This window comes from Mesorhizobium sp. M0029 (genome assembly GCF_040323735.1).
Lineage (GTDB): Bacteria > Pseudomonadota > Alphaproteobacteria > Rhizobiales > Rhizobiaceae > Mesorhizobium.
The window spans coordinates 15090-39811 of sequence record NZ_JAMYVF010000026.1; the positions used below are offsets into that span (position 1 = coordinate 15090).

Below are 24722 nucleotides of genomic sequence, written 5' to 3' on the forward strand. Positions count from 1 at the left end.
CGGGAGCAAGTCTTCCCAATTTAGGTGAGATCAGGATTTAGGTCTGGTCAGGCCGCCAGAACCGCCTTCGGTTCGACCAGCTCATAGCCGAGTGCTTCGGCGACGGCGCGATTGGTGATCTTGCCCCTGTGGACATTGAGGCCGTTGCGCAAATGATGGTCGTCGACCAGCGCCTTCAGGCCCTTGTCGGCCAGCTGCAGGCCATAATGCAGCGTCGCGTTGTTGAGCGCGTGCGCCGAGGTCACCGGCACGGCGCCCGGCATGTTGGCGACGCAGTAGTGGATCACGCCGTCGACCTCATAGGTCGGCTCGGCATGGGTGGTGGCGTGCGAGGTCTCGAAACAGCCACCCTGGTCGATAGCGACGTCGACCAGCACCGAGCCCTTCTTCATGCCCGACAGCATTTCGCGGGTCACCAGCTTGGGTGCAGCAGCACCCGGGATGAGCACGGCGCCGACGACGATGTCGGCCGATAAGCATTCTTCCTCAAGCGCCTCGACTGTGGAGTAGCGGGTGTGGACGCGGCCGGTAAAGAGGTCGTCCAGCTGGCGCAGGCGCGGGATTGAGCGGTCGATGATGGTGACGTCGGCGCCGAGGCCGACCGCCATGCGGGCGGCATGCAGGCCGACGACGCCGCCGCCAAGCACGGTGACCTTGCCGGGCAGCACGCCGGGAACGCCGCCGAGCAGCACGCCGCGGCCACCATTGGCCTTCTGCAGCGCCGTGGCGCCGGCCTGGATCGACAGGCGGCCGGCAACTTCCGACATCGGCGCCAAGAGCGGCAGGCCGCCGCGGTCGTCGGTTACGGTCTCATAGGCGATTGCGGTGACGCCGGACGCGAGCAGGCCCTTGGTCTGCTCCGGATCCGGGGCCAGGTGAAGATAGGTGTAGAGGATCTGGCCGTCGCGCAGCTGCGCCCATTCGTTGGGCTGCGGCTCCTTGACCTTGACGATCATGTCGGACTTGGCGAACACGTCGGCGGCGCTCTTGGCAATAGTGGCGCCGGCGGCGCGATACGCATTGTCATCGGCGCCGATACCGGCGCCGGCGCCGCTTTCGACCAGCACTTCATGGCCATGCGCGACATATTCGCGGACGGAGCCCGGCGTCAGGCCGACGCGGTATTCGTGGTTCTTGATTTCCTTGGGGCAACCGACGCGCATAGTCTTCTCCTGATCCGGCCCTTCGGGCTCGTTCCCTGTATCAACCGAGTGAACCACGAATCGTTGCGCAGGTGTTTGCGAATGCGCTTGCGCGGGGTCACGCGTTTCGATAATCGTTGCGCGAAATCAAGGAAATTTCGCAGGAATCACGAGAAATGCCGCTCGACAGGATCGATATCGCCATTCTCGAGGCACTGCAGAAGGATGGCCGCATACCCAATGCGGCGCTCGCCGAAAGGGTCGGCCTGTCGCAGTCGGCCTGTTCGCGCCGGCTCGACAATCTGGAGAAATCCGGCACCATCCGCGGCTATCACGCCCGGCTTTCGAACGCAGCGCTCGGCCACCAGATGACGGCGATCGTGCACATATCGCTGTCGGGACAATTCGAAAAGACGCTGTCGGATTTCGAGGCGGCAATCAAGCGCTGCCCCAATGTGCTGTCCTGCCACCTGATGTCGGGCGAATATGACTATATCCTGCGCATCGCCGCCAAGGACCTGGTCGACTATGAGCGCATCCACAAGGAATGGCTGTCGGCGATGCCGCACGTGACCAAGATCAATTCGTCGTTTGCCCTGCGCGAGATCGTCGATCGCACGGCCATGGGCATGAAGCCGGAACTGGCTTAGCCCTGAGCGGCCTCGGTCACCAGCCTATCCATCGGTATATCGTGCGGCTGCGGGTAAATGGTGTCGATGCGCTGCAGTTCGTAGCCGACGCCGACGACCAATGGCTTGAACGGCATGGCAGCCAGCGTGCGGTCGAAGAAGCCACCGCCATAGCCCAGGCGGTAGTTTCGCGGGTCGATGCCGACGATCGGCGAGATGACGATGTCGGGCAGCACCGGCTCGCCTTCGGCCGGGATCGGGATGTTCCAGATGCCTTTTTCCAGCCGGTCGCCGGGCACATAAGCGCGGAAGATCAGCGGCTGGCCTTTCTCGATCACGATGGGCAGCGCCGTGCGGCCGCCGCGTTCGTTGATCGACGCCATCCACGGCCGCAGGTCCGGCTCGCCGCGAAACGGCCAATAGAGGCTGACCATGCGGCCGGCAATGTCGCCGATTGCCGCGTCGAGCCCTTCGGCGATAGCCCGCGACATCGCCACCCGCGCATCGGCGGAAACCGCCAACCGTGCCGCGATCAGACGCTCGCGCTCGGCCTTGCGCCAACGGCGCACATCGGTCCAGTCGGTCAATGGCGCGCGAAATTCCGGATCGAGTTCGTGCATGAAGCAAGGCGGCGAAGAATATTGCCCCCGCCCTTTGCCATCTTTGTCATCGTCGTTGGCCATGCTTCACTCCCGTGGTTCCAGCCTGCAAGGCTATACCCGTCCATGCTTGCCGACATAGGCATTCGCGACATCCGGCGACGAGTCCTGGGCAGCCTTAAGCGGCAATCTAGCTCGCCGCGACATTGTTGCGGTGCACAAAAATCGCTAGATAGAGGGAGACAAATAGGGGTGAATGCGATGAGTGAAACCAGCCATCATGTCGTTGTCGTCGGCGCAGGGTTCGGCGGTCTCGAACTCACGCGGGCGCTGGCCGGCGCACCCGTGCGCATCACCATGATCGACAAGCGCAACCATCACCTTTTCCAGCCGCTGCTCTACCAGGTGGCGACCACCTCGCTGGCGACCTCGGAAGTTGCCTGGCCGATCCGTCATCTGCTGCGCAAGCGCGAGGACGTGACGACCCTGCTCGGCAACGTCACCGGCGTCGACCGTCCAGGCAAACGCGTGGTGCTTGAGGACGGCAGTTCTGTTCCCTACGACACGCTGGTGCTCGCCACCGGCGCGCGTCATGCTTATTTCGGCCACGACGAATGGGAGCCTTTCGCGCCCGGGCTGAAGACGCTTGAAGACGCAACCACCATTCGGCGGCGCATCCTGCTCGCCTTCGAGCAGGCCGAGCGCGAGACCGATCCGGCCAAGCGCCAGGCACTGCTGACACTGGTCATCGTCGGCGGCGGCCCGACCGGCGTGGAGCTTGCCGGCACCATTGTCGAACTCGCGCATGAAACGCTGCGCGGCGAATTCCGCAACATCGACACGCGTGAGGCGCGTGTGGTGCTGGTCGAGGCCGGAGACAGGATCCTAGCCAATTTCGCGCCAAAGCTGTCCGACTATGCGCGCAAGGCGCTGGAGCGGCGGGGCGTCACGGTCGAGCTTGGCCGCGCCGTCACGCGCCTCGATGCCGAAGGCGTCGTCTTTGGCGATACGCATCTGCCGGCGCGAACCATCCTGTGGGCCGCCGGCGTGGCGGCTTCACCCGCGGGAGAGTGGCTGGGCGCGCCGGTGGACCGGGCGGGCAGGGTAATGGTCGAGCCCGATCTGACCGTGCCGAACAGTCCTGAAATCTTCGTCATCGGCGACACCGCGCATGTCTTGCGGCCGGACGGCAAACCGGTGCCCGGCGTGGCGCCCTCGGCCAAGCAGGAGGGCAAGCATGTCGCCGCGACGATCAGGGCGCGGCTGGCCGGCGATGGCGCGCCGCGGCCTTTCCGCTACAAACATGCCGGCGACCTGGCGACGATCGGCAAGTGGGCAGCCGCGATCGATTTCGGCTCGATCAAGCTCACGGGATGGCTTGCCTGGTGGCTGTGGGGCGTGGCGCATATCTACTTCCTGATCGGTTTCCGCAACCGGCTCTCGGTGTCGCTTAGCTGGCTATGGATCTATTTCACCGGCCAGCGCAGCGCGCGGCTGATCACCCAGGGCGACGATGACAAGGGCTGAGGTTCTCAACCGCGGCCAAGGATATTCATCCAGCCGTCACCTTTTGCTGATCGACTGACTTCCCGATGGACATGGCCGGTTTTCGGCGCGAAGCTTCCGCCCGGGGCTGGGATCTTGTCACGTCGCTGGGAAGGAAAACCAATGCCGCATCTCAATTACCCCGTCTCCCGCCGTAGTTTTCTTGCCGGTACGGCCGCCAGCGGGGCGCTGATCATGCTCCATCCGTTTTCCGCCCGCGCGCAGGCCAATCAGGCGCATCTGAGGATCATGGAGACCACCGACATCCATGTGAATGTGCTGCCTTACGACTACTACGCCGACAAAGCCAACGACACGATGGGCCTGTCACGGACGGCCTCACTGATCGCGGCGGTGCGCAAGGAAGCCACCAATGCGATGCTGATCGACAATGGCGATCTTTTGCAGGGCAATCCGATGGGCGATTACATCGCCTATGAGAAGGGCCTCAAGGAAGGCGATCTGCATCCGATCATGAAGGGCATGAACGTGCTGGGCTATGAATGCTCGACGCTCGGCAATCACGAGTTCAATTACGGCCTGTCGTTCCTCGACAAGGTGCTGGCCGGAGCCAATTTCCCCTTCGTCTGCGCCAATCTGATCCGCGGCACCGAGCTTGCCGCCAAACCGCGCGACGACAAGCTCTACCTCAAGCCCTATGTCATCCTCGACAAGAAGATCAAGGACGGGTCGGGCGCCGAGCAGCCGATCAAGATCGGCATCATCGGCTTTGTGCCGCCGCAGATCATGGTCTGGGACCTGAAGAACCTGGAAGGCAATGTCAGGACGCGCGACATCGTCGAGGCGGCCAGGGCATGGGTGCCGCAGATCAAGGAGGAGGGCGCCGACATCGTCATCGCGCTCTCGCATTCCGGCATCGATATCAAGCAGGGCGACGGCATGGAGAACGCCTCCTTCTTCGTCGCCGGCGTCGAAGGCATCGATGCGGTGTTCACCGGCCATCAGCATCTCGTCTTCCCCGGCAAGAAGGATTTTCAGGCGCTCGAAGGCGTCGACACCGAGAAAGGCACGCTGCAGGGCAAGCCCGCCGTGATGGGCGGTTTCTGGGGCTCGCATATGGGACTGATCGATCTGCTTCTGGAACGGGACGGATCGAAATGGCGCGTAGCCTCGGCCACATCGGAGGCAAGGCCGATCTACCAGCGCGTCGACAAGGCAAACAAGCCGACGGTGGCGGACGACCAGCGCGTCGTCGATGCGCTGAAGGCGGACCATGAGGCGACACTTGCCTATGTCCGCCGACCGGTCGGCAAGACCTCGGCGCCGCTCTATTCCTATTTCGCGCTGGTCGCCGACGATCCGTCGGTGCAGATCGTCAACCAGGCGCAGAGCTGGTACCTCAAGGACATATTGAAGAGCACGCAGTGGAAGGATGTGCCGCTGCTGTCGGCGGCAGCACCCTTCAAGGCCGGCGGGCGCAACGGCGCCGACTACTATACCGACGTGCCGGTGGGCGACATCGCCATCAAGAACGTCGCCGACCTCTATCTCTATCCGAACACGGTGCGCGCCGTCGAAATCACCGGCGCGCAAGTGAAGGAATGGCTGGAAATGTCGGCCGGCATTTTCAGGAAGATCGAGCCGGGCAAGGCCGACCAGGCGCTCATCGACACCGAATTCCCGTCCTACAATTTCGATGTGATCGATGGCGTCAGCTACGGAATAGACCTGTCGCAGCTGCCGAAATACGATGCCAAGGGTGGCGTCGCCAATGCCGGCTCGAACCGCATCGTCGGCCTCAGCTTCGACGGCAAGCCTATTGATCCGGCAGCGAAATTCGTCGTCGCCACCAACAATTACCGCGCCGGCGGTGGCGGCAATTTCCCCGACATCAATGCCTCGAAGATCATCTACGAGGCGCCGGACACCAACCGCGACGTGATCGTGCGCTACGTCGTCAGCGAAGGCACGATCAATCCCTCGGCCGACGACAATTGGTCGTTCACGCCGCTGCCCGGCACCAGCGTCGTGTTCGAGACCGGCCCCAAAGCGAAGGATTTTATATCGGGAGTGAAATCGCTCAAGATCGAGCCGGCCGGCGAGGGCGAATCCGGGTTTGCGAAGTATCGCATCCTGCTTTGAGGCAACGTGCAGCTAACAGGGAAAACGAGCGGGCATACGCCCGCTCAATCACGCTTCGGATCAGGCTTTGTAGACCACTTGGCGCACGTCGATGTAGCTGGCTCTAAAGCCGGCTTCGCAATAGTGGAGATAAAATTCCCAAAGCTTCTTGAAGCGGTCGTCGAAGCCGAGCGGGACGATCTTTTCCCACGACGCCCAGAAGCGGTTGCGCCATTCGGCAAGCGTGCGGGCATAGTCGTCCGGAAAGACGCGCTCGCGCAGATGGGCAAGGCCATGGTCGCTGCCCAGCGTCTTCAGGATCGACGGCGTCGGCAGCATGCCGCCTGGGAAGACATAGCGCTGGATGAAATCCGGCCTCGCCCGATAGGTGTCGTAGGCGGCCTCGTTGATGGTGATGATCTGCAGGCCGGCGGTGCCGCCGGGCCTCAAGCACGCCTTCATCTTGCCGAAAAATACCGGCCAATATTTTTCGCCGACCGCCTCGAACATCTCGATCGAGGCGATGCGGTCGTAAGTGCCCGTTTCGTCTCGGTAATCCTGCAGCTTGATGTCGACCTTGTCAGACAGTCCCGCCTTCTGGATGCGCGCCTTGGCGAAATCGTGCTGTTCGCGGCTGATGGTCAGGCCGGTGACGCGGCAGCCGATCTCGCGCGCGGCAAATTCGGCAAAACCGCCCCAGCCGCAGCCGATCTCGAGCACATGGTCCTTCTTGCCGATACCCGTATCCTTGGCCAGCGCGCGGTATTTGGCGGCCTGAGCGCTTTCCAGGTCGTTGGCGCCGGTCGCATAGAGCGCCGACGAATAGGTCATGCTGGGATCGAGCCATTGCTTGTAGAAGGCGTTGCCGAGATCGTAATGCGCCGAGATGTTGCGCTTCGAGCCTGTGCGGGTGTTTTCGTTGAACCAGTGGCGGATGCGCTGGACCGTGTTGATGAGCCAGCTGGCGCCCCCGGCAATGCGTTCGCCAACGGCCGAGTTGACGACGAACAGTTCCAGGAAGCTGGTTACATCAGGGCTTTCCCAGTCGCCGTCCATGTAGGATTCGGCAACGCCGATGGTGCCGCCGGAAAAGGCACGGCCGGGCAGGCGCCAGTTCTTCAACACCAGTTCGGCATCCGGGCCGGGTCCGTTGCCGCCGACAAGAACCGCCCGGCCATCCGGCATCCTCACCTTCAGCGAACCGCGCGGCAATTTCATCGCCGCCGACAGCACCATGCGCGCCTTGGCCGGCAGGCCCTTGACTATCTCGGCGAAATTGAGTTCGTCCAGCCTGATGGCGTCGCCGATGCCTTTGTATTCCCTGACAGCCATCTCACACCCCCCTGGACTTCCGCGGGGGCGGCGCAAGATCTGCCGGCCTCCACATCCTCCACTTTCATTCGCCAGGCGCGAACGCCGTAGCCTGCGTGAATTTTCGCCACAATCTTCCATGGCATTGGCCGAAACTTCAAGAGGCAAGCTTCGTGCGGCGCTGGCCCAGCTTGCCGGCCTGAGGCCAGAATCCGCGGGAGAGCGCGGCCCTCGGCGAAATCGCTATGGTTACGAACAGCCACATACGTTAGTTTCAGCCATGCGTTATGTCATCGTCATCGTCGCCATCGCCTTTTTCCTGATCTGGGACGGCCTCTACAATCAGGGCCGCTATCTCGACACGACGGTCAGGGAGATGTCGCGCGTCGTGCGCTACGTCACCGGCAAAGCCTAGCTTTTTGCGCCTCTGCAAAGTCGCCTGCCGGCATTGCCGGGCGCGACATCGTGGCGGTTGACGCGACGGTCCCGCTCACACAAAACATGCCGCAAATCGAACGTGGAGGCAGGCGTGATCCGGCATATCGTTTTCTTCAGCGCGCGGCGCAAGGACGATGTCGAGGCCGTGCGCACGGGCTTGCTCACACTGGGCAAGATCCCGCATTCAAGCCTCTTCGAGGTGACGCTCAACACCAAGGTCGATCCGCTGTCGGATGCGATCGACGTGGTCGTCTATGCCGAGTTCGAGGATGAGGCCGCGCTTGCCGCATACAAGGCGCACCCGCTCTATGCCGAGACGACCAGCCGGGTCAAACCCTTGCGCGAATTGCGCTATTCGGCCGATATCGTGGCGACGGCCTGATCGGGCCGGCAAGAGGCCTTGAACCAATTTCGGGAATGATGCACACCGCGCCGGCATGACCAGCACGACCCATCCGCTTGACCATCTGGTGCTGCCGACGGCGAGCCTCGCCGTGGCGCGGGCGCGGCTGACATCGCTTGGCTTCGTCGTCGCGCCAACCGGCATTCATCCCTTCGGCACTGAAAATTGCTGCGTCTTCCTTGCCGACGGCACCTATCTCGAACCGCTGGCGGTTGGGAATGAACAGGTGGCAGCGAGTGCGATCGCCGGCGGCAATGTCTTTGTCGCGCGCGACCGCCTCTATCGCGCCAGCCTGGGCGATGAGGGCTTTTCCGCCGTGGTGCTGGCCACCGACGACGCCGATGCGGATCATGCGCGCTATGTCTCGGCCGGTCTGTCGGCGGGAGACGTGCTGAGCTTTTCCCGCGCCTTCACCGATACGGCCGGAAAGAGCGACATGGCCTCGTTCAAACTGGCTTTCGCCGCGGGCGCCGAGACGACGGACGCCTTTCTGTTCGCTTGCGAGCGGATCAACGCCCCTCAAATCGACCGTACGGCACTGCAGGCCCATGCCAACGGCGTGACCGGCATTGCCGAAATCGTCGCGGTCAGCGACGCGCCTTCCACACAGATCAGCCTGATCTCGACAGTGGTTGGCTCGGAGCAGCAGAGCGGCGCGGTCTTCGACCTGCCGAATGCGCGTCTGACCGTTCTGGATCCTGCGGCTTTCACCGCGCGCTTCGGCATTTCGGCTGGCGCGCCGACTGGCCTTCGCTTCGCCGCGATCGTCTTTTCGGCCCGCAGTGCCGGCGCTGTCGCGAGGCTGCTTGCAGACAACGCCGTCCGGCACGATATAGCGGGCAACGAAATCGTCGTGCAGCCGGCATCCGGGCAGGGCGCGGCTTTCATCTTCCGGGAGACCCCATGAGCAAGCCGCAAGGGCCCAATTCGCTGGCGCCGAATTCGTCGGTAACCGTCGGCAACGTCGTCTTCGACAATAGCGGGCCCCTGGCGTTGATCGCCGGTCCGTGCCAGTTCGAATCGCGCCAGCACGCTTTCGACATGGCCGGCGCGCTGAAGGAACTGACCGGCAAGCTCGGCATCGGCCTCGTCTACAAGACCAGCTACGACAAGGCCAACCGCACCTCGCTGTCGGCAACGCGCGGCGCCGGCATGGACATGGCGCTTCCGGTGTTCGACGAGTTGCGCAAGGCGTTTTCGCTTCCCATTCTGACCGATGTCCACACCGAGGAGCAGTGCGCGATCGTCGCACCCCATGTCGATGTGCTGCAGATTCCGGCCTTCCTGTCGCGCCAGACCGACATGCTGGTCGCCGCCGCCAAGACCGGCAAGGTGATCAACGTCAAGAAGGGGCAATTCCTGGCGCCCTGGGACATGAAGAACGTGGTGGCCAAGATCACCGGTTCGGGCAACCTCAATGTGCTGACCACCGAGCGCGGCGCGTCTTTCGGCTACAACACGCTGGTGTCAGACATGCGGGCTTTGCCTGTGATGGCCGAGATCGGCGCGCCGGTGATTTTCGACGCCACCCATTCGGTGCAGCAGCCGGGCGGGCAGGGCGGTTCCTCCGGTGGTGAGCGCCGCTTTGTCGAGACGCTGGCGCGGGCTGCCGTTGCCGTCGGCGTCGCCGGCGTGTTCATAGAGACCCACCAGGATCCCGACAATTCGACCTCCTCCGACGGGCCCAACATGCTGCCGCTGAAGGACATGCCGGCGCTGCTCGAAAGACTGATGGCATTCGACCGCATCGCCAAGAATGCTGCTGACCTGAACCGAGGCTGATGGTTTCGGCTACGGCGCTCGCGCGCGCTGCCCTGCTTGTGGAAGGCATAAGCCGGCTGTAGGCTCGCTGCTGCAAATGAGCGTCTTGGCAGGAGGAAGCCATGTCCGTCGCCCGCGTCACCGAAATCACGTCGTCGTCGAAAAAGAGCTTTCAGGACGCCACCGAGAAGGGGATTGAGCGCGCCTCAAAGACCCTGAAGAACGTCGAAGGCGCCTGGATCCAGGACCAGAAGATCGTCGTCGAGGACGGCAGGATTGCGGCCTATCGCGTCAACATGAAGGTGACGTTCATCCTCGCGGAGTAACCGCCCGCCGCTCGAAAAACGGGAACTTTCGCCCGCGCACCTCATTGTCAAAGTATCGATCAATGACATGAGGAGCAGCAGCCATGACCACCCAGACAGGCCACACCGAAGCCATCGCCGCTTCGCGCGTCATCGGCACGTCGGTCTACAACACCGAAGGCACGAGTATCGGCAGCATCGAGGACATCATGCTCGACAAGACGTCGAACGGCATCATGTTCGCGGTGATCGGGTTCGGTGGATTTCTCGGCATTGGCGAGAAGTATCACGCCATTCCGTGGGCGAGCCTCGACTATGACGAGGACAAGGGCGGCTATGTCGTGCCGTTCTCGAAGGAGCAGCTGAAGGCAGCACCCGCCTATTCGATCAATGAACTGGCCGGCGCCGATGGCGAGGCCGCACGTGACGCTTCCTATGATTACTACAAGGTCACGCCGTATTGGCATTGATCAGCTGCGCTGACGCCTGACGTGAAAAGGCCCCCGAATTCCGAAACGGGGGCCTTTTCAGTGCAACCCGACAGTTTCTAAATTATTCTGCTGCATGAAGCGTGGACAGCTGCGTCGCCGCCCTGGGCGGCTGCTGCGTATCGCAGGACGTCAGGAACGCCGCCGCGATCAGGAACAAACTCACGATACCGCTCAACTCGGACATGGCGAAACTCCTCCTGTTTCGCCCCGCGCATCACCATCCTAGTCGACACAGAGATTGTTATCTCTGAATTATGATGACGTGGTGTTGTCGAACGTGATCCGAGGCATGCTCAGCCGAGGAGTCCGGCATTCTTCACCGCCTTGAAAATCTTTTCGTGCCAGGCGATCCGATCCGCTTCGCCATTGGCCTGCGTGGCGGAATTGGCGTTGCCGACGTTGATCGCGCGCGAGATCTTTTTGATCAGGCCGGCATCGGCAAAGGCATTGCAGCCTGACCCTTTCCATTCGGCGCAAGCTGCGAGCAGCGAAGTCTGCGGATCCTCGATCAGTTCAGGATGATTGGCGAGGTCAACCTTGGCGAGCTTGCCCTTGGCCGTGTACGCGTCGCGCCCGGTGGTCTGGAACGTGCCGCCGCCGCGGAAATTGAAGCCGTCCAACGTTCCCTTCACATTGCCCATGCGGCCGCCATAGGCCCAGTCGCCCAGGGCTTGCGGCTTGCGCAGCAGGTTGTCCTTGATCCACTGATCCGTCTTGCCCGCGGCTCGCGACCTCCATGCGTTCCGGATTGCCGCCACGGTCGTGTAGGTCAGGGATTCGCGAATGAGGGTGAAGCCACCGGTTTCCATCGCCGCTTGAGCGAAGAAATGCATCAGCCGATCATAGTTGTTGCACACGCCATGATCGCCAAGTGTCTTGAGGCCTTTGTCGGAGGTAAAGGCGCCGATGTAACCGTCATAGATTGTTCGCTTGGAACCGCTTGCCGGTCTCGGCGCGAATTTCTGGAAGACCGCTGCTGGCAAACCCTTGTTCGGATCGCCCGCAACGGCTTCGAGCACGCTCTCGACACTCTCGGTCGAGAGCACCGGTTCGCCTTCGACGACCACCGAAGCATTGGGAATTCGCTTGCCGTTGCTTTTCGGGAAGCCACCGCCGGCAAAGGTTTTCAGATCGTCGATGAGGGCGATTACGCGTGTCCGGCTCTCCGTGAAATCCATGTCGGAAAGCGGACCGCTCACCTTCTTCGTCGGATTGATGCACCCGACGCTGGACAGGAAATTGACGCCCGGATGGATCAGGATTTCGGTGCGCTTGTTGGTCTTCAGCAGTTCGAGTCCAGGTTTGGGTGGCGTCTTGGCGCCAGTGTAGCCGATGGTCACATATTTGCCTCCGGCCTGCGTCGCCAGTGGATAGGTGCCGGGCTCGATGCGCCTGCCATTGTCTTCTTTGGAATTGTCGCCTGGGCCGCGAGATTCACACACGAACCCCGATAGACCCGTTACTGCCGTGCCGTTGTGAAAGACTTTATAGGTACCAACTGTCCTGCGTCTGGTGCCCCTCGTATGCTCGACTTGGCGACTAATAAGAAGTTCCCAGCCAGTACCTGAAATCGCTGCCATTGCCGCCTCCCCAAAGAGTTCAAGTTTGTTGATTTCACTGTGGTCGCCAAATAGTTCGCGTTGTAGATGTGACCCTAACATCTTCGAATTCTCTGCATTGTGAAGTTTGTCACGTTGGCGGTAGCCTCTTTTGAAGCATCGGGTGGAGTTTGTGTGCCGCCTGGTTTCGTGACAAAGGCATTGCCGCAGGGGCGGGGCACCCACCCCATGCCGCGCCAGACATATGACGTCAGGGCGGGCTGTTTGCGTTCAGATGGCGTCGCCCATGCCCCACGGCCTGAGCGCATGGGGCGACTGTCACCATTATTTCATGCCATTCCTGATTGCCTTTTGCGGCACTTTGGCTAAGAGGGGCGCGACGCTTTCAATCGATCAATCGGGGACATCGCAATGACCGCCATCATCGACATTGTCGGGCGTGAAATCCTGGACAGCCGTGGAAATCCGACCGTCGAGGTCGACGTCGTCCTCGAAGACGGCTCGATGGGCCGCGCCGCGGTGCCGTCGGGCGCGTCGACCGGCGCGCATGAGGCCGTCGAACTGCGCGACGGTGGCGCCCGCTATCTCGGCAAGGGCGTGCTCAAGGCGGTCGAGGCCGTCAATGGCGAGCTGTTCGAGGCGATCGGCGGCATGGAAGCCGAAAACCAGATCCACATCGATCAGACCATGATCGAGCTCGACGGCACGCCCAACAAGAGCCGGCTCGGCGCCAACGCCATCCTCGGCGTCTCGCTGGCGGTCGCCAAGGCCGCGGCGGAAGCCGCCGGACTGCCGCTTTACCGCTATGTCGGCGGCACCAAGGCGCATTTGCTGCCGGTGCCCATGATGAACATCATCAATGGCGGCGCGCATGCCGACAATCCGATCGATTTCCAGGAATTCATGATCCTGCCGGTCGGCGCGCCGACTTTGCGCGAAGGCGTGCGCTGGGGCTCGGAAATCTTCCACACGCTGCGCAAGAAGCTCAAGGATGCCGGCCACAACACCAATGTCGGCGACGAAGGCGGCTTCGCGCCCAATCTGAAGAGTGCGCCGGTGGCGCTCGATTTCATCATGGAATCAATCGAGAAGGCCGGCTTCAAGCCGGGCGAAGAGATCGCGCTCGGTCTCGACTGTGCGGCGACCGAATTCTTCAAGGACGGCAATTACGTCTATGAGGGCGAGAAGAAGACCCGCGATCCGAAGGCGCAGGCCAAGTACCTGGCCAAGCTCGCCGCCGACTATCCGATCATCTCGATCGAGGACGGCCTGGCCGAGGACGACTGGGAGGGCTGGAAGTACCTAACCGATTTGATCGGCAACAAGACGCAGCTGGTTGGCGACGACCTCTTCGTCACCAACACGGCGCGGCTGCGCGACGGCATCCGCATGGGTGTCGCCAATTCGATCCTGGTCAAGGTCAACCAGATCGGCTCGCTTACCGAAACGCTCGACGCTGTCGAGACCGCGCATAAGGCAGGCTACACCGCAGTCATGTCGCACCGTTCGGGCGAAACCGAGGATTCGACCATCGCCGACCTCGCCGTCGCCACCAATTGCGGGCAGATCAAGACCGGTTCGCTGTCGCGCTCGGATCGCATGGCCAAGTACAACCAGCTGATCCGCATCGAGGAAGAGCTCGGCAAGCAGGCGCGCTACGCCGGCAAGTCGGTAATCAAAGCTTAAATTCTGCCGAACTGGCGAAAACGACGAAGGGCGGGATTTTCCCGCCCTTTTTCGTTGCGGGCGCTGGCTAATGCACCTGTCCGTAACCGTCCATTAAGCACAATCGGGCGAGATAGACAGGTCAGAGGATTGCGACCATGTGGACACGCCAGCACAAGCAGAGAAACACCGGCCGGCTGATCATCCCGTCGCTTTGCGTGGCGTTCCTGGCCTATTTCGGCTTCCATGCCTATCATGGCGAGTTCGGCATCAATTCCAAATATCAGCTCGAAGCGCAGAGCATCGAATTGCAGGCCAAGTACGATGCCATCAAGGCGCGCCGGGTCGATCTGGAGCGGCGCGTCCAGCTGATGCATGAGGGCACGCTTGAAAAGGATATGCTCGACGAGCAGGCACGCCGGGCGCTCAATCTGTCCCAGCCCGATGAAATCACCATCATGCTGCCGGCCAATTCGAAATAACCTAATTTAGGTTAATCGCTTTTATTTCCAATGATTCTAGACATTTAGATGCATGCCAGCCATGCGTTTTTCTGCATGGCGAAACGCGGTCTCGCATGTTAGCTTCCTTCCAATCGGTGGGGAGGAGCTGATCCTCCCCGGAGCAGACATGGTCTGCTTTAGTGTCCGCAAAGAGACGCCAACAGGGAGTGATGCATGGCCACCGCCGCCAAAAAAGCGCCTGCCAAATCCGTTAAATCGACATCCGCCAAATCAACCGGGCTTTCCGCCCCCAAGCCGGCCGACTTCACCAAGGACGAGGAGCTTGCCGCCTACCGGCACATGCTGCTTATCCGCCGCTTCGAGGAAAAGGCCGGCCAGCTCTACGGCATGGGCTTTATCGGCGGCTTCTGCCATCTCTATATCGGGCAGGAAGCGGTCGTCACCGGCATGAAGATGTCGCTGATCAACGGCGACCAGATGATCACCGCCTATCGCGACCATGGCCACATGCTGGCGATGGAACTGTCACCGCGGGGCGTCATGGCAGAGCTGACCGGACGCCGTGGTGGCCTGTCGAGGGGCAAGGGCGGCTCCATGCACATGTTCTCCAAGGAGAAGCATTTTTACGGCGGCCACGGCATTGTCGGCGCGCAGGTCTCGCTCGGCACCGGTCTCGCCTTCGCCAACCGCTACCGCGACAACAACAATGTGTCGCTGACCTATTTCGGCGATGGCGCTGCCAATCAGGGCCAGGTCTATGAAAGCTTCAACATGGCCTCGCTGTGGAAGCTGCCGGTGATCTACATCATCGAGAACAACCGCTACGCCATGGGCACTTCGGTGTCGCGCTCGTCGGCCGAAACCAATTTTTCGCATCGCGGCGCCTCGTTCAAGATTCCCGGCATTCAGGTCGACGGCATGGATGTGCGTGCGGTCAAATCCGCCGGCGATCAGGCGACCGAATGGTGCCGTGCCGGCAACGGTCCGATCATCCTCGAGATGCAGACCTATCGCTATCGCGGTCACTCGATGTCGGATCCCGCGAAATACCGCTCCAAGGAAGAAGTGCAGAAGATGCGCTCGGATCATGATCCGATCGAGCAGGTCAAGGCGCGGCTGACGGCCAAGAAGTGGGCGACCGAGGACGAACTCAAGAACATCGACAAGGAAGTCCGCGACATCGTCGCCGACGCCGCCGAATTTGCCCAGCACGACGCAGAGCCGGATCCGTCCGAGCTCTGGACCGACATCGTATTGTAACGGGAGGGCAAGGACATGCCGATCGAAATTCTCATGCCCGCTCTCTCGCCGACCATGGAAGAGGGCAATCTTTCCAAATGGTTGAAGAACGAGGGCGACAAGGTCGTCGCCGGCGATGTCATCGCCGAGATCGAAACCGACAAGGCGACGATGGAAGTCGAAGCCGTCGATGAAGGCACGATCGGCAAGATCGTGGTTCCCGCCGGCACCGAAGGCGTCAAGGTCAACGCGGTGATCGCCGTGTTGCTGCAGGACGGTGAAAGTGCAGGCGATGTCGAAAAGAGCGGCAAGCCTGCCTCCACCCAGGATGCCGTTTCCGCTGGCGGTCAGCGGACCGATGCAGCCGAGGAAGGTACAAAAGCGGCTCCCCAGGATGCCGGCGAGGCTCCGAAGGCAGTTCCCGCCGCTCCGGCGGCCAAACCTGCCGCCGATCCGGATATTCCCGCCGGCACCGAGATGGTCTCGACCACGGTGCGCGAAGCGCTCCGAGATGCCATGGCTGAAGAAATGCGCCGCGACGGCGATGTCTTCGTCATGGGCGAGGAGGTCGCGGAATACCAGGGCGCCTACAAGATCACGCAAGGGCTGCTGCAGGAATTCGGGCCGCGCCGCGTCGTCGACACGCCGATCACCGAGCACGGCTTTGCCGGCGTCGGCGTCGGTGCGGCGATGGCCGGCCTGAAGCCGATCGTCGAGTTCATGACCTTCAACTTCGCCATGCAGGCGATCGACCAGATCATCAACTCCGCGGCCAAGACGCTCTATATGTCGGGCGGCCAGATGGGCGCACCGATCGTGTTCCGCGGACCGAACGGTGCGGCCGCCCGCGTCGGCGCCCAGCATTCGCAGTGCTATGCCGCCTGGTACAGCCATATTCCCGGCCTGAAGGTGGTGATGCCGTACACGGCTGCCGACGCCAAGGGCCTGCTCAAGGCGGCGATCCGCGATCCGAACCCGGTCATCTTCCTTGAAAACGAAATCCTCTACGGCCAGTCCTTCGACGTGCCGAAGCTCGATGATTTCGTGCTGCCGATCGGCAAGGCGCGCATTCACAAGCAGGGCAAGGACGTCACCATCGTCTCGTTCGGCATCGGCATGACCTATGCCATCAAGGCGGAAGCCGAACTGCGCGGCATGGGCATCGATGCCGAGATCATCGATCTCCGGACCATCCGCCCGCTCGACCTCGACACCGTCATTGCCTCCGTGAAAAAGACCAACCGCCTGATCGTGGTGGAAGAAGGTTTCCCGCAGAACTCGGTCGGCGACCACATCGCCAACCAGGTTTCGCAGCGCGCCTTCGATTTCCTCGACGCGCCGGTCATCACCATCGCCGGCAAGGACGTGCCGATGCCTTATGCGGCGAACCTCGAAAAGCTGGCTTTGCCCAATGTCGGCGAGGTCATAGAGGCGGTCAAAGCCGTCACGTATCGCTGAGCCGGTCGGGAGGACATCATGCCAATCAACATCACCATGCCGGCGCTGTCGCCCACGATGGAAGAGGGCAATCTTTCCAAGTGGCTGGTCAAGGAAGGCGACAAGGTTTCGCCGGGCGACGTGATCGCCGAGATCGAGACCGACAAGGCGACCATGGAAGTCGAGGCCGTCGATGAGGGCACGGTCGCCAAGCTGGTCGTTCCGGCCGGCACCCAAGGCGTCAAGGTCAATGCGCTGATCGCCATTCTCGCCGGCGAAGGCGAGGATGCAGGGGCGGCGGCAAAGGGTGGTGGCGATGCCGCGCCCGCGAAAGCCGATGCCAAGCAGGATAAGGCGTCAATCTCCCCACCCGTGGGGGAGATGTCGACGAAGTCGACAGAGGGGGGCGCTGCCCCGCCGACCTCTCAGTCTGTCGCGCCCCCCTCTGGCCTGCCGGCCATCTCCCCCACAAGGGGGGAGATCAGCCAATCGTCAGGCGAGCGCACCTTCGCTTCGCCGCTGGCTCGTCGCATCGCCAAGGATGCCGGAGTCGACGTGTCCGCCGTAACCGGCACCGGCCCGCATGGCCGTGTCGTCAAGGCCGATGTCGCGGCGGCGATTGCCGGCGGTGGCGCCAAGGCTGCACCGGCCGCGAAAGCCGCACCTGCCGGCGCTCCGGCACCTGCGGCTCCGGCTGCGGCACCCAAGGCGATGTCGGACGAACAGGTGCTGAAGCTGTTTGCCGAAGGGTCCTATGAGCTCGTCCCGCACGACAATATGCGCAAGACCATTGCGCGCCGCCTGGTCGAGGCCAAGACAACCATCCCGCATTTCTACCTGACGCTCGACTGCGAGCTCGATGCGCTGCTGGCGCTGCGCACACAGATCAATGCGGCTGCTCCGACGAAGAAGACCGACAAGGGCGAGGCTCCCGTCTACAAACTCTCGGTCAACGACATGGTGATCAAGGCGATGGCGATGGCGCTGATGGCGGTGCCGGATGCCAATGCATCGTGGACCGAAAGCGCCATGGTCAAGCACAAGCACGCCGATGTCGGCGTTGCCGTGTCGATCCCCGGCGGCCTGATCACGCCGATCATCCGCCACGCCGACGAAAAGACGCTGTCCACCATCTCCAACGAGATGAAAGATCTCGCGAGCCGTGCCCGCAGCCGCAAGCTGAAGCCTGAGGAATATCAAGGCGGCACGACGGCTGTCTCCAATCTCGGCATGTTCGGCATCAAGGACTTTGCCGCCGTCATCAACCCGCCGCATGCGACGATCCTGGCGGTGGGTGCGGGCGAGCAGCGGCCGGTGGTCAAGAATGGCGAGATCAAAATCGCCAATATCATGTCGGTGACGCTGTCGACCGACCACCGCGCCGTCGACGGTGCGCTCGGCGCCGAACTTCTGGTCGCCTTCAAGCGCATGATCGAAAACCCGATGGGCATGCTGGTCTAGGAAGGAAAGGCTGTGCGGAAATTCGTCACCAGCCTTTTCGCCCTGATCCTTTCCGGCCTGGCCGGCGGGCTGGTGGCGCTGTGGCTGGCAATCGCCACCAATGCGAACTCGGAATTCATCCTTGTCTTCATGGCCTCGGCGCTGGTCTCTATCGTTGCGACGGTGGCGTTTTTCATCGCGCAATTGGTGCCAAACCTACAAAGGGCGATCAATCTGACGGGGCTTGTTGGGGTTGCGTTGTTCGTGCTGGCCGGGATCGGGCTGATTGCCTGGACCTTCTCTCAGCCGCCGGGCAAGGCCCAGTGGTCGGGCGATCTCCCCGTTGTCGCCGGTCTGATTTTGCCAAGCATCGCCACGGTTATCGTGCAGTGGCTGTTCGTGAGATGGCGCGTGCGGCGCGGGCTTAAGGCGGAGGCGGGTGCGGGTGCATGAAGACGATCCTCTGCTACGGCGATTCCCTGACCTGGGGCTATGACGCGGCAAGCCTCGGGCGCCATGCGCTGGAGGACCGCTGGCCGAGCGTGCTCAAGGCGGCGCTGGGCGACGATGATATCGAAGTCATTGCCGAAGGTCTGAACGGCCGCACCACGGCTTTCGACGATCACCTGGCTGGTGCCGACCGCAATGGCGCCAAGGTGCTGCCGACGATCCTGACCAGCCATGCGCCGCTCGACCTGATCATCATCATGCTCGGCGCCAACGACATGAAGCCCTGGATCCACGGCAATCCGGTCGCGGCCAAGCAGGGCGTGCAGCGGCTGATCGACATCGTGCGCGGCCACGATTATCCGTTCGACTGGGCCGCGCCGCAAATCCTGATCGTCGCGCCACCAGCGGTCAGCCGCACGGACAATGCCGAATTCAAGGAAATGTTTGCCGGCGGCGACGAGGCCTCGAAGCGGCTGGCGCCGCAATATTGCGCGCTCGCCGACGAGGCCGGCTGCGGCTTTTTCGATGCCGGCACGGTGGCCGAGACCACACCGATCGACGGGGTCCATCTCGATGCCGAAAACACGCGCAATATAGGTGACGCATTGGCGCCATTGGTGCGTGTGATGCTGGAACTCTAGAGAAAATCAGGGAGAAACCCCGTGGCAGAATCCTACGACGTTATAATCATCGGCTCGGGCCCCGGCGGCTATGTCACGGCGGTGCGCTCCGCCCAGCTCGGCCTCAAGACTGCCATCGTCGAGCGCGAGCATCTCGGCGGCATCTGCCTCAACTGGGGCTGCATCCCGACCAAGGCGCTACTGCGCTCGGCCGAGATCATGCACTATTCCGACCATCTGAAGGACTACGGCCTGAAGCTCGAAGGCGGCAAGGTCAGCGCCGACACGGCCGCTGTCGTCGACCGCTCGCGCAAAGTGTCGTTGAGGCTCAATGGCGGCGTCGCCTTCCTGATGAAGAAGAACAAGGTCGACGTCATCTGGGGCGAGGCCAAGCTTTCAAAGCCAGGTGAAATCGTCGTCTCCAAGACGGCCAAGAAACCGATGGAGCCGCAGCCGCCGGTGCCGAAGGGCGTCAAGGGCGAGGGCACCTATACCGCCAAGCACATCATTCTCGCCACCGGCGCCCGGCCTCGCGCGCTGCCCGGCATCGAGCCGGACGGCAAGCTGATCTGGACCTATTTTGAAGCGATGGTGCCGAAGGAGATGCCGAAATCGCTGCTGGTCATGGGTTCGGGCGCCATTGGCATCGAGTTCGCCTCCTTCTATCGCACCATGGGCGCCGAGGTGACGGTGGTCGAGCTGTTGCCGGCGGTGATGCCGGTCGAGGACGCCGAGATCTCGAAATTTGCGCAAAAGCAGTTCGAGAAACAAGGCATGAAGATCATCCTTGAGGCCAAGGTGACCAAGGTCGAAAAGGGCGCCAACTCCGTCACCGCACACGTCGAGATGAAGGACGGCAAGGTCGAGAAGATCACCGCCGACCGCATGATCTCCGCCGTCGGCGTGCAGGGCAACGTCGAAAATCTCGGCCTCGAGACGCTCGGCGTGAAGACGGACCGCGGCTGCGTCGTCATTGACGGCTACGGCAAGACCAATGTGCCCGGCATCTACGCCATCGGCGATGTCGCCGGGCCGCCGATGCTCGCCCACAAGGCTGAGCATGAGGGCGTGGTCTGCATCGAAAAGATCGCCAGTTTCCCGGGCGTGCATGCGACAGACAAGCTGAAGATCCCGGGCTGCACCTATTGCAACCCCCAGGTCGCATCGGTCGGGCTCACCGAAGCCAAGGCCAAGGCCGAAGGCAAGGACATTCGTGTCGGCCGCTTCCAGTTCGGCGCCAACGGCAAGGCGATCGCGCTTGGCGAGGACCAGGGCTTCATCAAGACCATCTTCGACAAGAAGACCGGCCAGCTGCTCGGCGCGCATATGGTCGGCGCCGAGGTGACGGAGCTGATCCAGGGCTTTGTCGTGGCGATGAACCTGGAGACCACCGAGGAAGAACTGATGCACACCATCTTCCCGCATCCGACGCTGTCGGAGATGATGAAGGAAAGCGTGCTTGATGCCTATGGCCGTGCGCTCAACGCGTGATAAATTGCTGCCGCGAGACTCAGACGCATGCGCCGGAGGAACCTTACGGCAAGACAGTTCGTTTCCGGATGCATTTTCACCTGACACTGGAGGAGTTGGCGTATGGACGTGAATGGCGTGGGCTGGATTGCGGCCATCATCATCGGCGGTTTGGCCGGGTGGCTGGCCGAGATGGTCATGAAGAGCAATACCGGCGTCTTGATGAACATCATTATGGGCATTGTCGGCGCGGTGGTGCTGAACGCAATTCTCAGGGCGCTCAACATCGAACCCTTCGGTGTCGGCTGGCTCGCCTACCTGATCACCGGCTTCATCGGCGCCTGCCTGCTGATCTTTGCCGGGCGGCTGATACGCCGCTAGACTACCGCTATGCGAAAAAGGCTGTGGCGGCATGCGCCGCCGCGGCCTTTTTCTTTGCACCGAAAAGTCCTAGATGACGTCAGGAGGGCGAATGCCGACGGGCAGACGCCAACAAGTCAGGTTTGAGATGGTCACCGTCCTCGACACGATCGCCAACGCGCCGCGCCTGCGGCACCCCGAGAAGGCGCACAAGCCTGATCAGGACGTGCTGCGCAAACCCGACTGGATCCGCGTCAAGGCGCCGATGTCCAAGGGCTATGCCGAAACCCGCGAGATCGTGAAGTCGCACAAGCTGGTCACGGTGTGCGAAGAGGCCGGCTGCCCCAATATCGGCGAGTGCTGGGAAAAGAAGCACGCCACCTTCATGATCATGGGCGAGATCTGCACGCGCGCCTGCGCGTTCTGCAATGTTGCCACCGGCATTCCGACCGCGCTCGATGCCGATGAGCCGGCGCGTGTCGCGCATGCCGTAAAGCAGATGGGGCTGACCCATGTCGTCATCACCTCGGTCGACCGCGACGATCTCGCCGATGGCGGCGCGCAGCACTTCGCCGAGGTTATCCGGGCGATCCGAGCAGCGACGCCCTTGACCACGATCGAAATCCTGACGCCCGATTTCCTGCGCAAGGAGGGCGCGCTGGAGATCGTCGTGGCGGCCAAGCCCGATGTTTTCAACCACAATCTCGAAACCGTGCCGTCGAACTACCTGACGGTGCGGCCGGGTGCTCGCTATTTCCACTCGATCCGGCTGTTGCAGCGGGTCAAGGAGCTCGACCCGTCGATCTTCACGAAGTCCGGCATCATGGTCGGCCTCGGCGAAGAGCGCAACGAGGTCCTGCAACTGATGGACGACCTGCGCTCGGCCAATGTCGACTTCATGACCATTGGCCAGTATCTGCAGCCGTCGAAGAAACACCACCCGGTGATGCGCTTCGTCACGCCGGAGGAGTTCAACTCCTTCGCGACGATCGGCAAGACCAAGGGTTTCCTGCTGGTGGCGTCGAGCCCGCTGACGCGCTCCTCGCATCATGCCGGTGACGATTTCGCCAGGCTGCGGGCGGCGCGTGAGGCGCAGCTCAAAAAAGCCAGTTAAATCCTGCTTCAATGCCGAAATTCGAAGCCACACGCCGCGTTGCCCACACGCCGGAGCAGATGTTTGCGCTGGTCGCCGATATCGAGACCTATCCTGAATTTCTGCCGCTGTGCGAGGCGCTGACGGTGCGCTCTCGCAAGGAGCGTGATCGCCGCACCATTCTCCTCGCCGATATGAGCATCGGCTACAAGGCGATCCGCGAGACCTTTACGACGCAGGTGCTGCTGAAGCCGGACGAGAACACAATCGACGTCAAATACATCGATGGGCCGTTCAAATATCTCAGCAATATCTGGCGCTTCGAGCCGGCCGACGGCGGCGGCTGCAACGTTCGCTTCTTCATCGACTACGAGTTCAAGAGCCGCATCCTCGGCGTGTTGATGGGCACCATGTTCGATCGCGCCTTCCGCATGTTTTCCGAAGCCTTCGAAAAACGTGCGGACGTCATCTACGGAACGACGCCCATCTCATGAGTGTCGCCGAGCGCGCGCAGGCCGATCTCCAGCGCATGCTTGACCGTCTCGCGGCGGATGAAGTCGCGGCCATTGTCGGCAAACATATTGAGCTCGGCAGCCACCGGGCCACCTCTTAGGGCAACTCCGAACCAGACGAGGCCGACCGGTTTTTCCGGCGAGCCGCCGCCTGGGCCGGCAATGCCGGTGACGGCAAGCGCCAGCCCGGCGCGCGAGCGCGCCAGAGCGCCCTCCGCCATCTCCAGAACCGTTTCGCGCGAGACGGCGCCATGCGCCTCGAGTGTGGCGGGCGAGACGCCGAGCATCTCCATCTTTGCTTCATCGGAATAGGTGATGAGGCCGCGATCGACGACAGCGGACGAGCCGGCAACGTCGGTCAGTGCCGAGATGATCATGCCGCCGGTGCAGCTCTCGGCCGTCGCCAGCATGATGCCGCGCTGCTGGCAGACCTGGAGCAGGGCGTTGGCAAGATCGCTGTTGTTCATGCGGGAACCTCCCCGGGGAAGACGACACTGGCGGTGGCGATAGCGGCGATGCCTTCCTCGCGGCCGACAAAGCCGAGCTTTTCGTTGGTCGTCGCCTTGATCGAGATGCGATCGCTGGAAATGCCCAGCATTGCCGACAACGCGTTGGTCATCGCCTCGCGATGCGGGCCGACGCGCGGCGCCTCGCAGATCAGCGTGATGTCGGCATTGGCGATGCGGCCGCCGCGTTCGCGCACCAACCTGGCCGCATGCTCGAGGAAGATCTTTGACGCCGCGCCCTTCCATTGCGGATCGGAAGGCGGGAAATGCGTGCCGATGTCGCCGGCGCCGCAAGTGGCGAGCAGCGCATCGGTCAGCGCGTGCAGGCCGACATCGGCATCCGAATGGCCGGAAAGCTTCTTGCCGTGCGGAATGGCGACGCCGCACAGAGTGACATGGTCGCCGGCCTCGAAGGCGTGCACGTCATAGCCATTGCCGGTGCGGATGTCTGGAAAACGCTCGCCAGTAAGCCGCTGATCCGCCATCGCAATATCCCTTGCCCAGGTCAGTTTGACATTGTCCGGCGACCCCTGAACGATTTTCACCGGAATATGCGCCCATTCGGCGATCGCGGCATCGTCGGTAAAATCTGTCTTGCCGAGATGATGGGCCTTTTCGTGCGCGGCGAGCAACGGCCAGAACGGAAAGCCTTGCGGCGTCTGCGCGGCATGAAGGCCGGCCCTTGGCACCGTCTCCTCGATCATGCCGGTCGCCGACTCGCGCTTCAGCGTATCGGCGACGGGCAAAGCGGGCAGCGCGCCCTGGCGCTCGCCAATGGCCGCAATGGTGCGGTCGATCAGGGCCGCGTCGACAAACGGCCGCACCGCGTCATGGACAAGGACACGGCCGGGCGTACGATCCCTCAGCGCCAGCAGGCCGAGCCGGACCGAGGCCTGGCGCGACTCGCCACCGACCACGGCGGTAACCCGCTCGGCATACAGGCCGGCTGCCTTGTCGAAAAGCGCGCGGTCATCGGCATGGATGGCGACGACGACGGGACCAATTTCGGGATGCGCCAGGAATGTCTCCAGCGTGCGCGCGATGACGGCACGGCCACCGACGCGCTGATATTGCTTCGGCCCGTCGGCCTGTCCGGCGCGCGCGCCGCGGCCGGCTGCAACGATGACCACGCCGACCTTGTCGGTCGTCGCCTCGGCCGGTTTTTCGCTTGCGTCTGTCATGCCGAGAGGCTTAGTCGCGG

Annotated in this window: 27 protein-coding genes; 20 read left to right on the forward strand and 7 right to left on the reverse strand. The window is 62.4% G+C overall.

The features are described from left to right. Positions 1–47: 47 nt before the first annotated feature. On the reverse strand, positions 48–1163 hold the full coding sequence (gene ald / locus NKJ76_RS28965) for an alanine dehydrogenase (RefSeq protein ID WP_352538956.1): 1116 nt from the start codon (positions 1161–1163) through the stop codon (positions 48–50). Positions 1164–1318: 155 nt separating this feature from the next. On the opposite strand from ald, the gene NKJ76_RS28970 reads away from it, so the two are divergent. Then, positions 1319–1792: an Lrp/AsnC family transcriptional regulator gene (locus tag NKJ76_RS28970; RefSeq protein WP_023668897.1), complete on the forward strand. Its 474-nt coding sequence runs from the start codon at positions 1319–1321 to the stop codon at positions 1790–1792. Here NKJ76_RS28970 and NKJ76_RS28975 read toward each other — a convergent pair. Continuing rightward, positions 1789–2454, reverse strand: coding sequence for a 5-formyltetrahydrofolate cyclo-ligase (locus NKJ76_RS28975; RefSeq protein ID WP_352538957.1), 666 nt, complete (start codon positions 2452–2454; stop codon positions 1789–1791). The two genes, NKJ76_RS28970 and NKJ76_RS28975, sit on opposite strands and share 4 nt — an antisense overlap. A gap of 177 nt (positions 2455–2631) precedes the next feature. Here NKJ76_RS28975 and NKJ76_RS28980 point away from each other — a divergent pair, with 177 nt between their 5' ends. Then, positions 2632–3897, forward strand: a complete 1266-nt coding sequence (locus NKJ76_RS28980; RefSeq protein ID WP_023691271.1) for an NAD(P)/FAD-dependent oxidoreductase — start codon at positions 2632–2634, stop codon at positions 3895–3897. 141 nt (positions 3898–4038) lie between these two features. After that, positions 4039–6018, forward strand: a complete 1980-nt coding sequence (locus NKJ76_RS28985) for a bifunctional 2',3'-cyclic-nucleotide 2'-phosphodiesterase/3'-nucleotidase (protein WP_352538958.1) — start codon at positions 4039–4041, stop codon at positions 6016–6018. A gap of 60 nt (positions 6019–6078) precedes the next feature. Here the strand turns inward: NKJ76_RS28985 and NKJ76_RS28990 are convergent, their stop codons facing one another. After that, the gene (locus NKJ76_RS28990) at positions 6079–7329 is read right to left on the reverse strand and encodes an SAM-dependent methyltransferase (protein WP_023696084.1); all 1251 of its coding nucleotides are present in this window, start codon (positions 7327–7329) and stop codon (positions 6079–6081) included. A gap of 259 nt (positions 7330–7588) precedes the next feature. Between NKJ76_RS28990 and NKJ76_RS28995 the strand changes: the two genes are divergently transcribed. The 6 genes from NKJ76_RS28995 to NKJ76_RS29020 all read left to right on the forward strand — a co-directional run bounded on the left by NKJ76_RS28995 (position 7589) and on the right by NKJ76_RS29020 (position 10685). Beyond that, the gene (locus NKJ76_RS28995; protein WP_023688440.1) at positions 7589–7723 is read left to right on the forward strand and encodes a hypothetical protein; all 135 of its coding nucleotides are present in this window, start codon (positions 7589–7591) and stop codon (positions 7721–7723) included. A gap of 114 nt (positions 7724–7837) precedes the next feature. Next, positions 7838–8128, forward strand: a complete 291-nt coding sequence (locus NKJ76_RS29000) for a Dabb family protein (protein ID WP_023701748.1) — start codon at positions 7838–7840, stop codon at positions 8126–8128. Between the two features lie 55 nt (positions 8129–8183). Beyond that, positions 8184–9056 carry a VOC family protein gene (locus tag NKJ76_RS29005; RefSeq protein WP_352538959.1) on the forward strand — a complete coding sequence of 291 codons (873 nt, stop codon included), beginning with the start codon at positions 8184–8186 and terminating at the stop codon, positions 9054–9056. Next, a complete protein-coding gene (kdsA, locus tag NKJ76_RS29010; RefSeq protein ID WP_352538960.1) occupies positions 9053–9931 on the forward strand; it encodes a 3-deoxy-8-phosphooctulonate synthase in 879 nt (292 codons plus the stop codon). The genes NKJ76_RS29005 and kdsA overlap by 4 nt, the downstream gene beginning before the upstream one ends. Positions 9932–10032: 101 nt before the next feature. Continuing rightward, entirely contained in the window at positions 10033–10236 is a 204-nt protein-coding gene (locus NKJ76_RS29015) for a dodecin family protein (RefSeq protein WP_352538961.1), read from the forward strand. Positions 10237–10319: 83 nt separating this feature from the next. Next, positions 10320–10685 carry a PRC-barrel domain-containing protein gene (locus NKJ76_RS29020; protein ID WP_023668909.1) on the forward strand — a complete coding sequence of 122 codons (366 nt, stop codon included), beginning with the start codon at positions 10320–10322 and terminating at the stop codon, positions 10683–10685. 82 nt (positions 10686–10767) lie between these two features. On the opposite strand, the gene NKJ76_RS29025 is transcribed toward NKJ76_RS29020, so the two are convergent. Next, entirely contained in the window at positions 10768–10890 is a 123-nt protein-coding gene (locus tag NKJ76_RS29025) for a hypothetical protein (protein WP_023682563.1), read from the reverse strand. 109 nt (positions 10891–10999) lie between these two features. Next, positions 11000–12490 carry a glycoside hydrolase family 19 protein gene (locus NKJ76_RS29030; protein ID WP_352538962.1) on the reverse strand — a complete coding sequence of 497 codons (1491 nt, stop codon included), beginning with the start codon at positions 12488–12490 and terminating at the stop codon, positions 11000–11002. 186 nt (positions 12491–12676) lie between these two features. On the opposite strand from NKJ76_RS29030, the gene eno reads away from it, so the two are divergent. The 11 genes from eno to NKJ76_RS29085 all read left to right on the forward strand — a co-directional run bounded on the left by eno (position 12677) and on the right by NKJ76_RS29085 (position 22997). Beyond that, the gene (gene eno, locus NKJ76_RS29035; protein WP_023688446.1) at positions 12677–13951 is read left to right on the forward strand and encodes a phosphopyruvate hydratase; all 1275 of its coding nucleotides are present in this window, start codon (positions 12677–12679) and stop codon (positions 13949–13951) included. A 137-nt stretch (positions 13952–14088) separates the two neighbouring features. Continuing rightward, positions 14089–14412, forward strand: coding sequence for an FtsB family cell division protein (locus tag NKJ76_RS29040; RefSeq protein WP_023748672.1), 324 nt, complete (start codon positions 14089–14091; stop codon positions 14410–14412). A 195-nt stretch (positions 14413–14607) separates the two neighbouring features. After that, entirely contained in the window at positions 14608–15654 is a 1047-nt protein-coding gene (gene pdhA, locus NKJ76_RS29045) for a pyruvate dehydrogenase (acetyl-transferring) E1 component subunit alpha (RefSeq protein ID WP_023682559.1), read from the forward strand. A 15-nt stretch (positions 15655–15669) separates the two neighbouring features. Then, entirely contained in the window at positions 15670–17091 is a 1422-nt protein-coding gene (locus NKJ76_RS29050) for a pyruvate dehydrogenase complex E1 component subunit beta (protein WP_023682558.1), read from the forward strand. 18 nt (positions 17092–17109) lie between these two features. Beyond that, entirely contained in the window at positions 17110–18531 is a 1422-nt protein-coding gene (locus tag NKJ76_RS29055; protein WP_352538963.1) for a pyruvate dehydrogenase complex dihydrolipoamide acetyltransferase, read from the forward strand. A gap of 12 nt (positions 18532–18543) precedes the next feature. After that, a complete protein-coding gene (locus NKJ76_RS29060; protein WP_352538964.1) occupies positions 18544–18963 on the forward strand; it encodes a hypothetical protein in 420 nt (139 codons plus the stop codon). Beyond that, a complete protein-coding gene (locus NKJ76_RS29065; RefSeq protein ID WP_352511971.1) occupies positions 18960–19601 on the forward strand; it encodes an SGNH/GDSL hydrolase family protein in 642 nt (213 codons plus the stop codon). Before NKJ76_RS29060 ends, NKJ76_RS29065 begins: the two co-directional genes overlap by 4 nt. 21 nt (positions 19602–19622) lie before the next feature. Next, the gene (gene lpdA / locus NKJ76_RS29070; protein ID WP_352538965.1) at positions 19623–21071 is read left to right on the forward strand and encodes a dihydrolipoyl dehydrogenase; all 1449 of its coding nucleotides are present in this window, start codon (positions 19623–19625) and stop codon (positions 21069–21071) included. Positions 21072–21173: 102 nt separating this feature from the next. Next, positions 21174–21431 carry a GlsB/YeaQ/YmgE family stress response membrane protein gene (locus tag NKJ76_RS29075; RefSeq protein ID WP_023668920.1) on the forward strand — a complete coding sequence of 86 codons (258 nt, stop codon included), beginning with the start codon at positions 21174–21176 and terminating at the stop codon, positions 21429–21431. Between the two features lie 127 nt (positions 21432–21558). After that, the gene (gene lipA, locus NKJ76_RS29080) at positions 21559–22524 is read left to right on the forward strand and encodes a lipoyl synthase (RefSeq protein WP_352538977.1); all 966 of its coding nucleotides are present in this window, start codon (positions 21559–21561) and stop codon (positions 22522–22524) included. Between the two features lie 11 nt (positions 22525–22535). Next, positions 22536–22997 carry a type II toxin-antitoxin system RatA family toxin gene (locus tag NKJ76_RS29085; RefSeq protein ID WP_023736661.1) on the forward strand — a complete coding sequence of 154 codons (462 nt, stop codon included), beginning with the start codon at positions 22536–22538 and terminating at the stop codon, positions 22995–22997. Here the strand turns inward: NKJ76_RS29085 and NKJ76_RS29090 are convergent. Both NKJ76_RS29090 and NKJ76_RS29095 read right to left on the reverse strand, forming a co-directional pair. Continuing rightward, the gene (locus tag NKJ76_RS29090) at positions 22973–23482 is read right to left on the reverse strand and encodes a CinA family protein (RefSeq protein ID WP_352538966.1); all 510 of its coding nucleotides are present in this window, start codon (positions 23480–23482) and stop codon (positions 22973–22975) included. The genes NKJ76_RS29085 and NKJ76_RS29090 overlap by 25 nt on opposite strands. Next, positions 23479–24702 carry a bifunctional 2-C-methyl-D-erythritol 4-phosphate cytidylyltransferase/2-C-methyl-D-erythritol 2,4-cyclodiphosphate synthase gene (locus NKJ76_RS29095; protein ID WP_352538967.1) on the reverse strand — a complete coding sequence of 408 codons (1224 nt, stop codon included), beginning with the start codon at positions 24700–24702 and terminating at the stop codon, positions 23479–23481. The genes NKJ76_RS29090 and NKJ76_RS29095 overlap by 4 nt, the downstream gene beginning before the upstream one ends. Positions 24703–24722: the final 20 nt, after the last annotated feature.

What these genes read in the sequence shown, in the direction of transcription:
- NKJ76_RS29040 (WP_023748672.1), top strand. Translation starts at nt 14,089, where the DNA reads ATGTGGACACGCCAGCACAAGCAGAGAAACACCGGCCGGCTGATCATC.
- NKJ76_RS29075 (WP_023668920.1), top strand. Translation starts at nt 21,174, where the DNA reads ATGGACGTGAATGGCGTGGGCTGGATTGCGGCCATCATCATCGGCGGT.
- NKJ76_RS29005 (WP_352538959.1), top strand. Translation starts at nt 8,184, where the DNA reads ATGACCAGCACGACCCATCCGCTTGACCATCTGGTGCTGCCGACGGCG.
- NKJ76_RS29085 (WP_023736661.1), top strand. Translation starts at nt 22,536, where the DNA reads ATGCCGAAATTCGAAGCCACACGCCGCGTTGCCCACACGCCGGAGCAG.
- kdsA (WP_352538960.1), top strand. Translation starts at nt 9,053, where the DNA reads ATGAGCAAGCCGCAAGGGCCCAATTCGCTGGCGCCGAATTCGTCGGTA.
- ald (WP_352538956.1), bottom strand. Translation starts at nt 1,163, where the DNA reads ATGCGCGTCGGTTGCCCCAAGGAAATCAAGAACCACGAATACCGCGTC.
- NKJ76_RS28970 (WP_023668897.1), top strand. Translation starts at nt 1,319, where the DNA reads ATGCCGCTCGACAGGATCGATATCGCCATTCTCGAGGCACTGCAGAAG.
- NKJ76_RS29065 (WP_352511971.1), top strand. Translation starts at nt 18,960, where the DNA reads ATGAAGACGATCCTCTGCTACGGCGATTCCCTGACCTGGGGCTATGAC.
- NKJ76_RS28975 (WP_352538957.1), bottom strand. Translation starts at nt 2,454, where the DNA reads ATGGCCAACGACGATGACAAAGATGGCAAAGGGCGGGGGCAATATTCT.
- NKJ76_RS29095 (WP_352538967.1), bottom strand. Translation starts at nt 24,702, where the DNA reads ATGACAGACGCAAGCGAAAAACCGGCCGAGGCGACGACCGACAAGGTC.
- NKJ76_RS29020 (WP_023668909.1), top strand. Translation starts at nt 10,320, where the DNA reads ATGACCACCCAGACAGGCCACACCGAAGCCATCGCCGCTTCGCGCGTC.
- NKJ76_RS28995 (WP_023688440.1), top strand. Translation starts at nt 7,589, where the DNA reads ATGCGTTATGTCATCGTCATCGTCGCCATCGCCTTTTTCCTGATCTGG.
- NKJ76_RS28985 (WP_352538958.1), top strand. Translation starts at nt 4,039, where the DNA reads ATGCCGCATCTCAATTACCCCGTCTCCCGCCGTAGTTTTCTTGCCGGT.
- NKJ76_RS29015 (WP_352538961.1), top strand. Translation starts at nt 10,033, where the DNA reads ATGTCCGTCGCCCGCGTCACCGAAATCACGTCGTCGTCGAAAAAGAGC.
- lipA (WP_352538977.1), top strand. Translation starts at nt 21,559, where the DNA reads ATGGTCACCGTCCTCGACACGATCGCCAACGCGCCGCGCCTGCGGCAC.
- NKJ76_RS29025 (WP_023682563.1), bottom strand. Translation starts at nt 10,890, where the DNA reads ATGTCCGAGTTGAGCGGTATCGTGAGTTTGTTCCTGATCGCGGCGGCG.
- NKJ76_RS29090 (WP_352538966.1), bottom strand. Translation starts at nt 23,482, where the DNA reads ATGAACAACAGCGATCTTGCCAACGCCCTGCTCCAGGTCTGCCAGCAG.
- NKJ76_RS29050 (WP_023682558.1), top strand. Translation starts at nt 15,670, where the DNA reads ATGCCGATCGAAATTCTCATGCCCGCTCTCTCGCCGACCATGGAAGAG.
- NKJ76_RS28990 (WP_023696084.1), bottom strand. Translation starts at nt 7,329, where the DNA reads ATGGCTGTCAGGGAATACAAAGGCATCGGCGACGCCATCAGGCTGGAC.
- NKJ76_RS28980 (WP_023691271.1), top strand. Translation starts at nt 2,632, where the DNA reads ATGAGTGAAACCAGCCATCATGTCGTTGTCGTCGGCGCAGGGTTCGGC.
- eno (WP_023688446.1), top strand. Translation starts at nt 12,677, where the DNA reads ATGACCGCCATCATCGACATTGTCGGGCGTGAAATCCTGGACAGCCGT.
- pdhA (WP_023682559.1), top strand. Translation starts at nt 14,608, where the DNA reads ATGGCCACCGCCGCCAAAAAAGCGCCTGCCAAATCCGTTAAATCGACA.
- NKJ76_RS29055 (WP_352538963.1), top strand. Translation starts at nt 17,110, where the DNA reads ATGCCAATCAACATCACCATGCCGGCGCTGTCGCCCACGATGGAAGAG.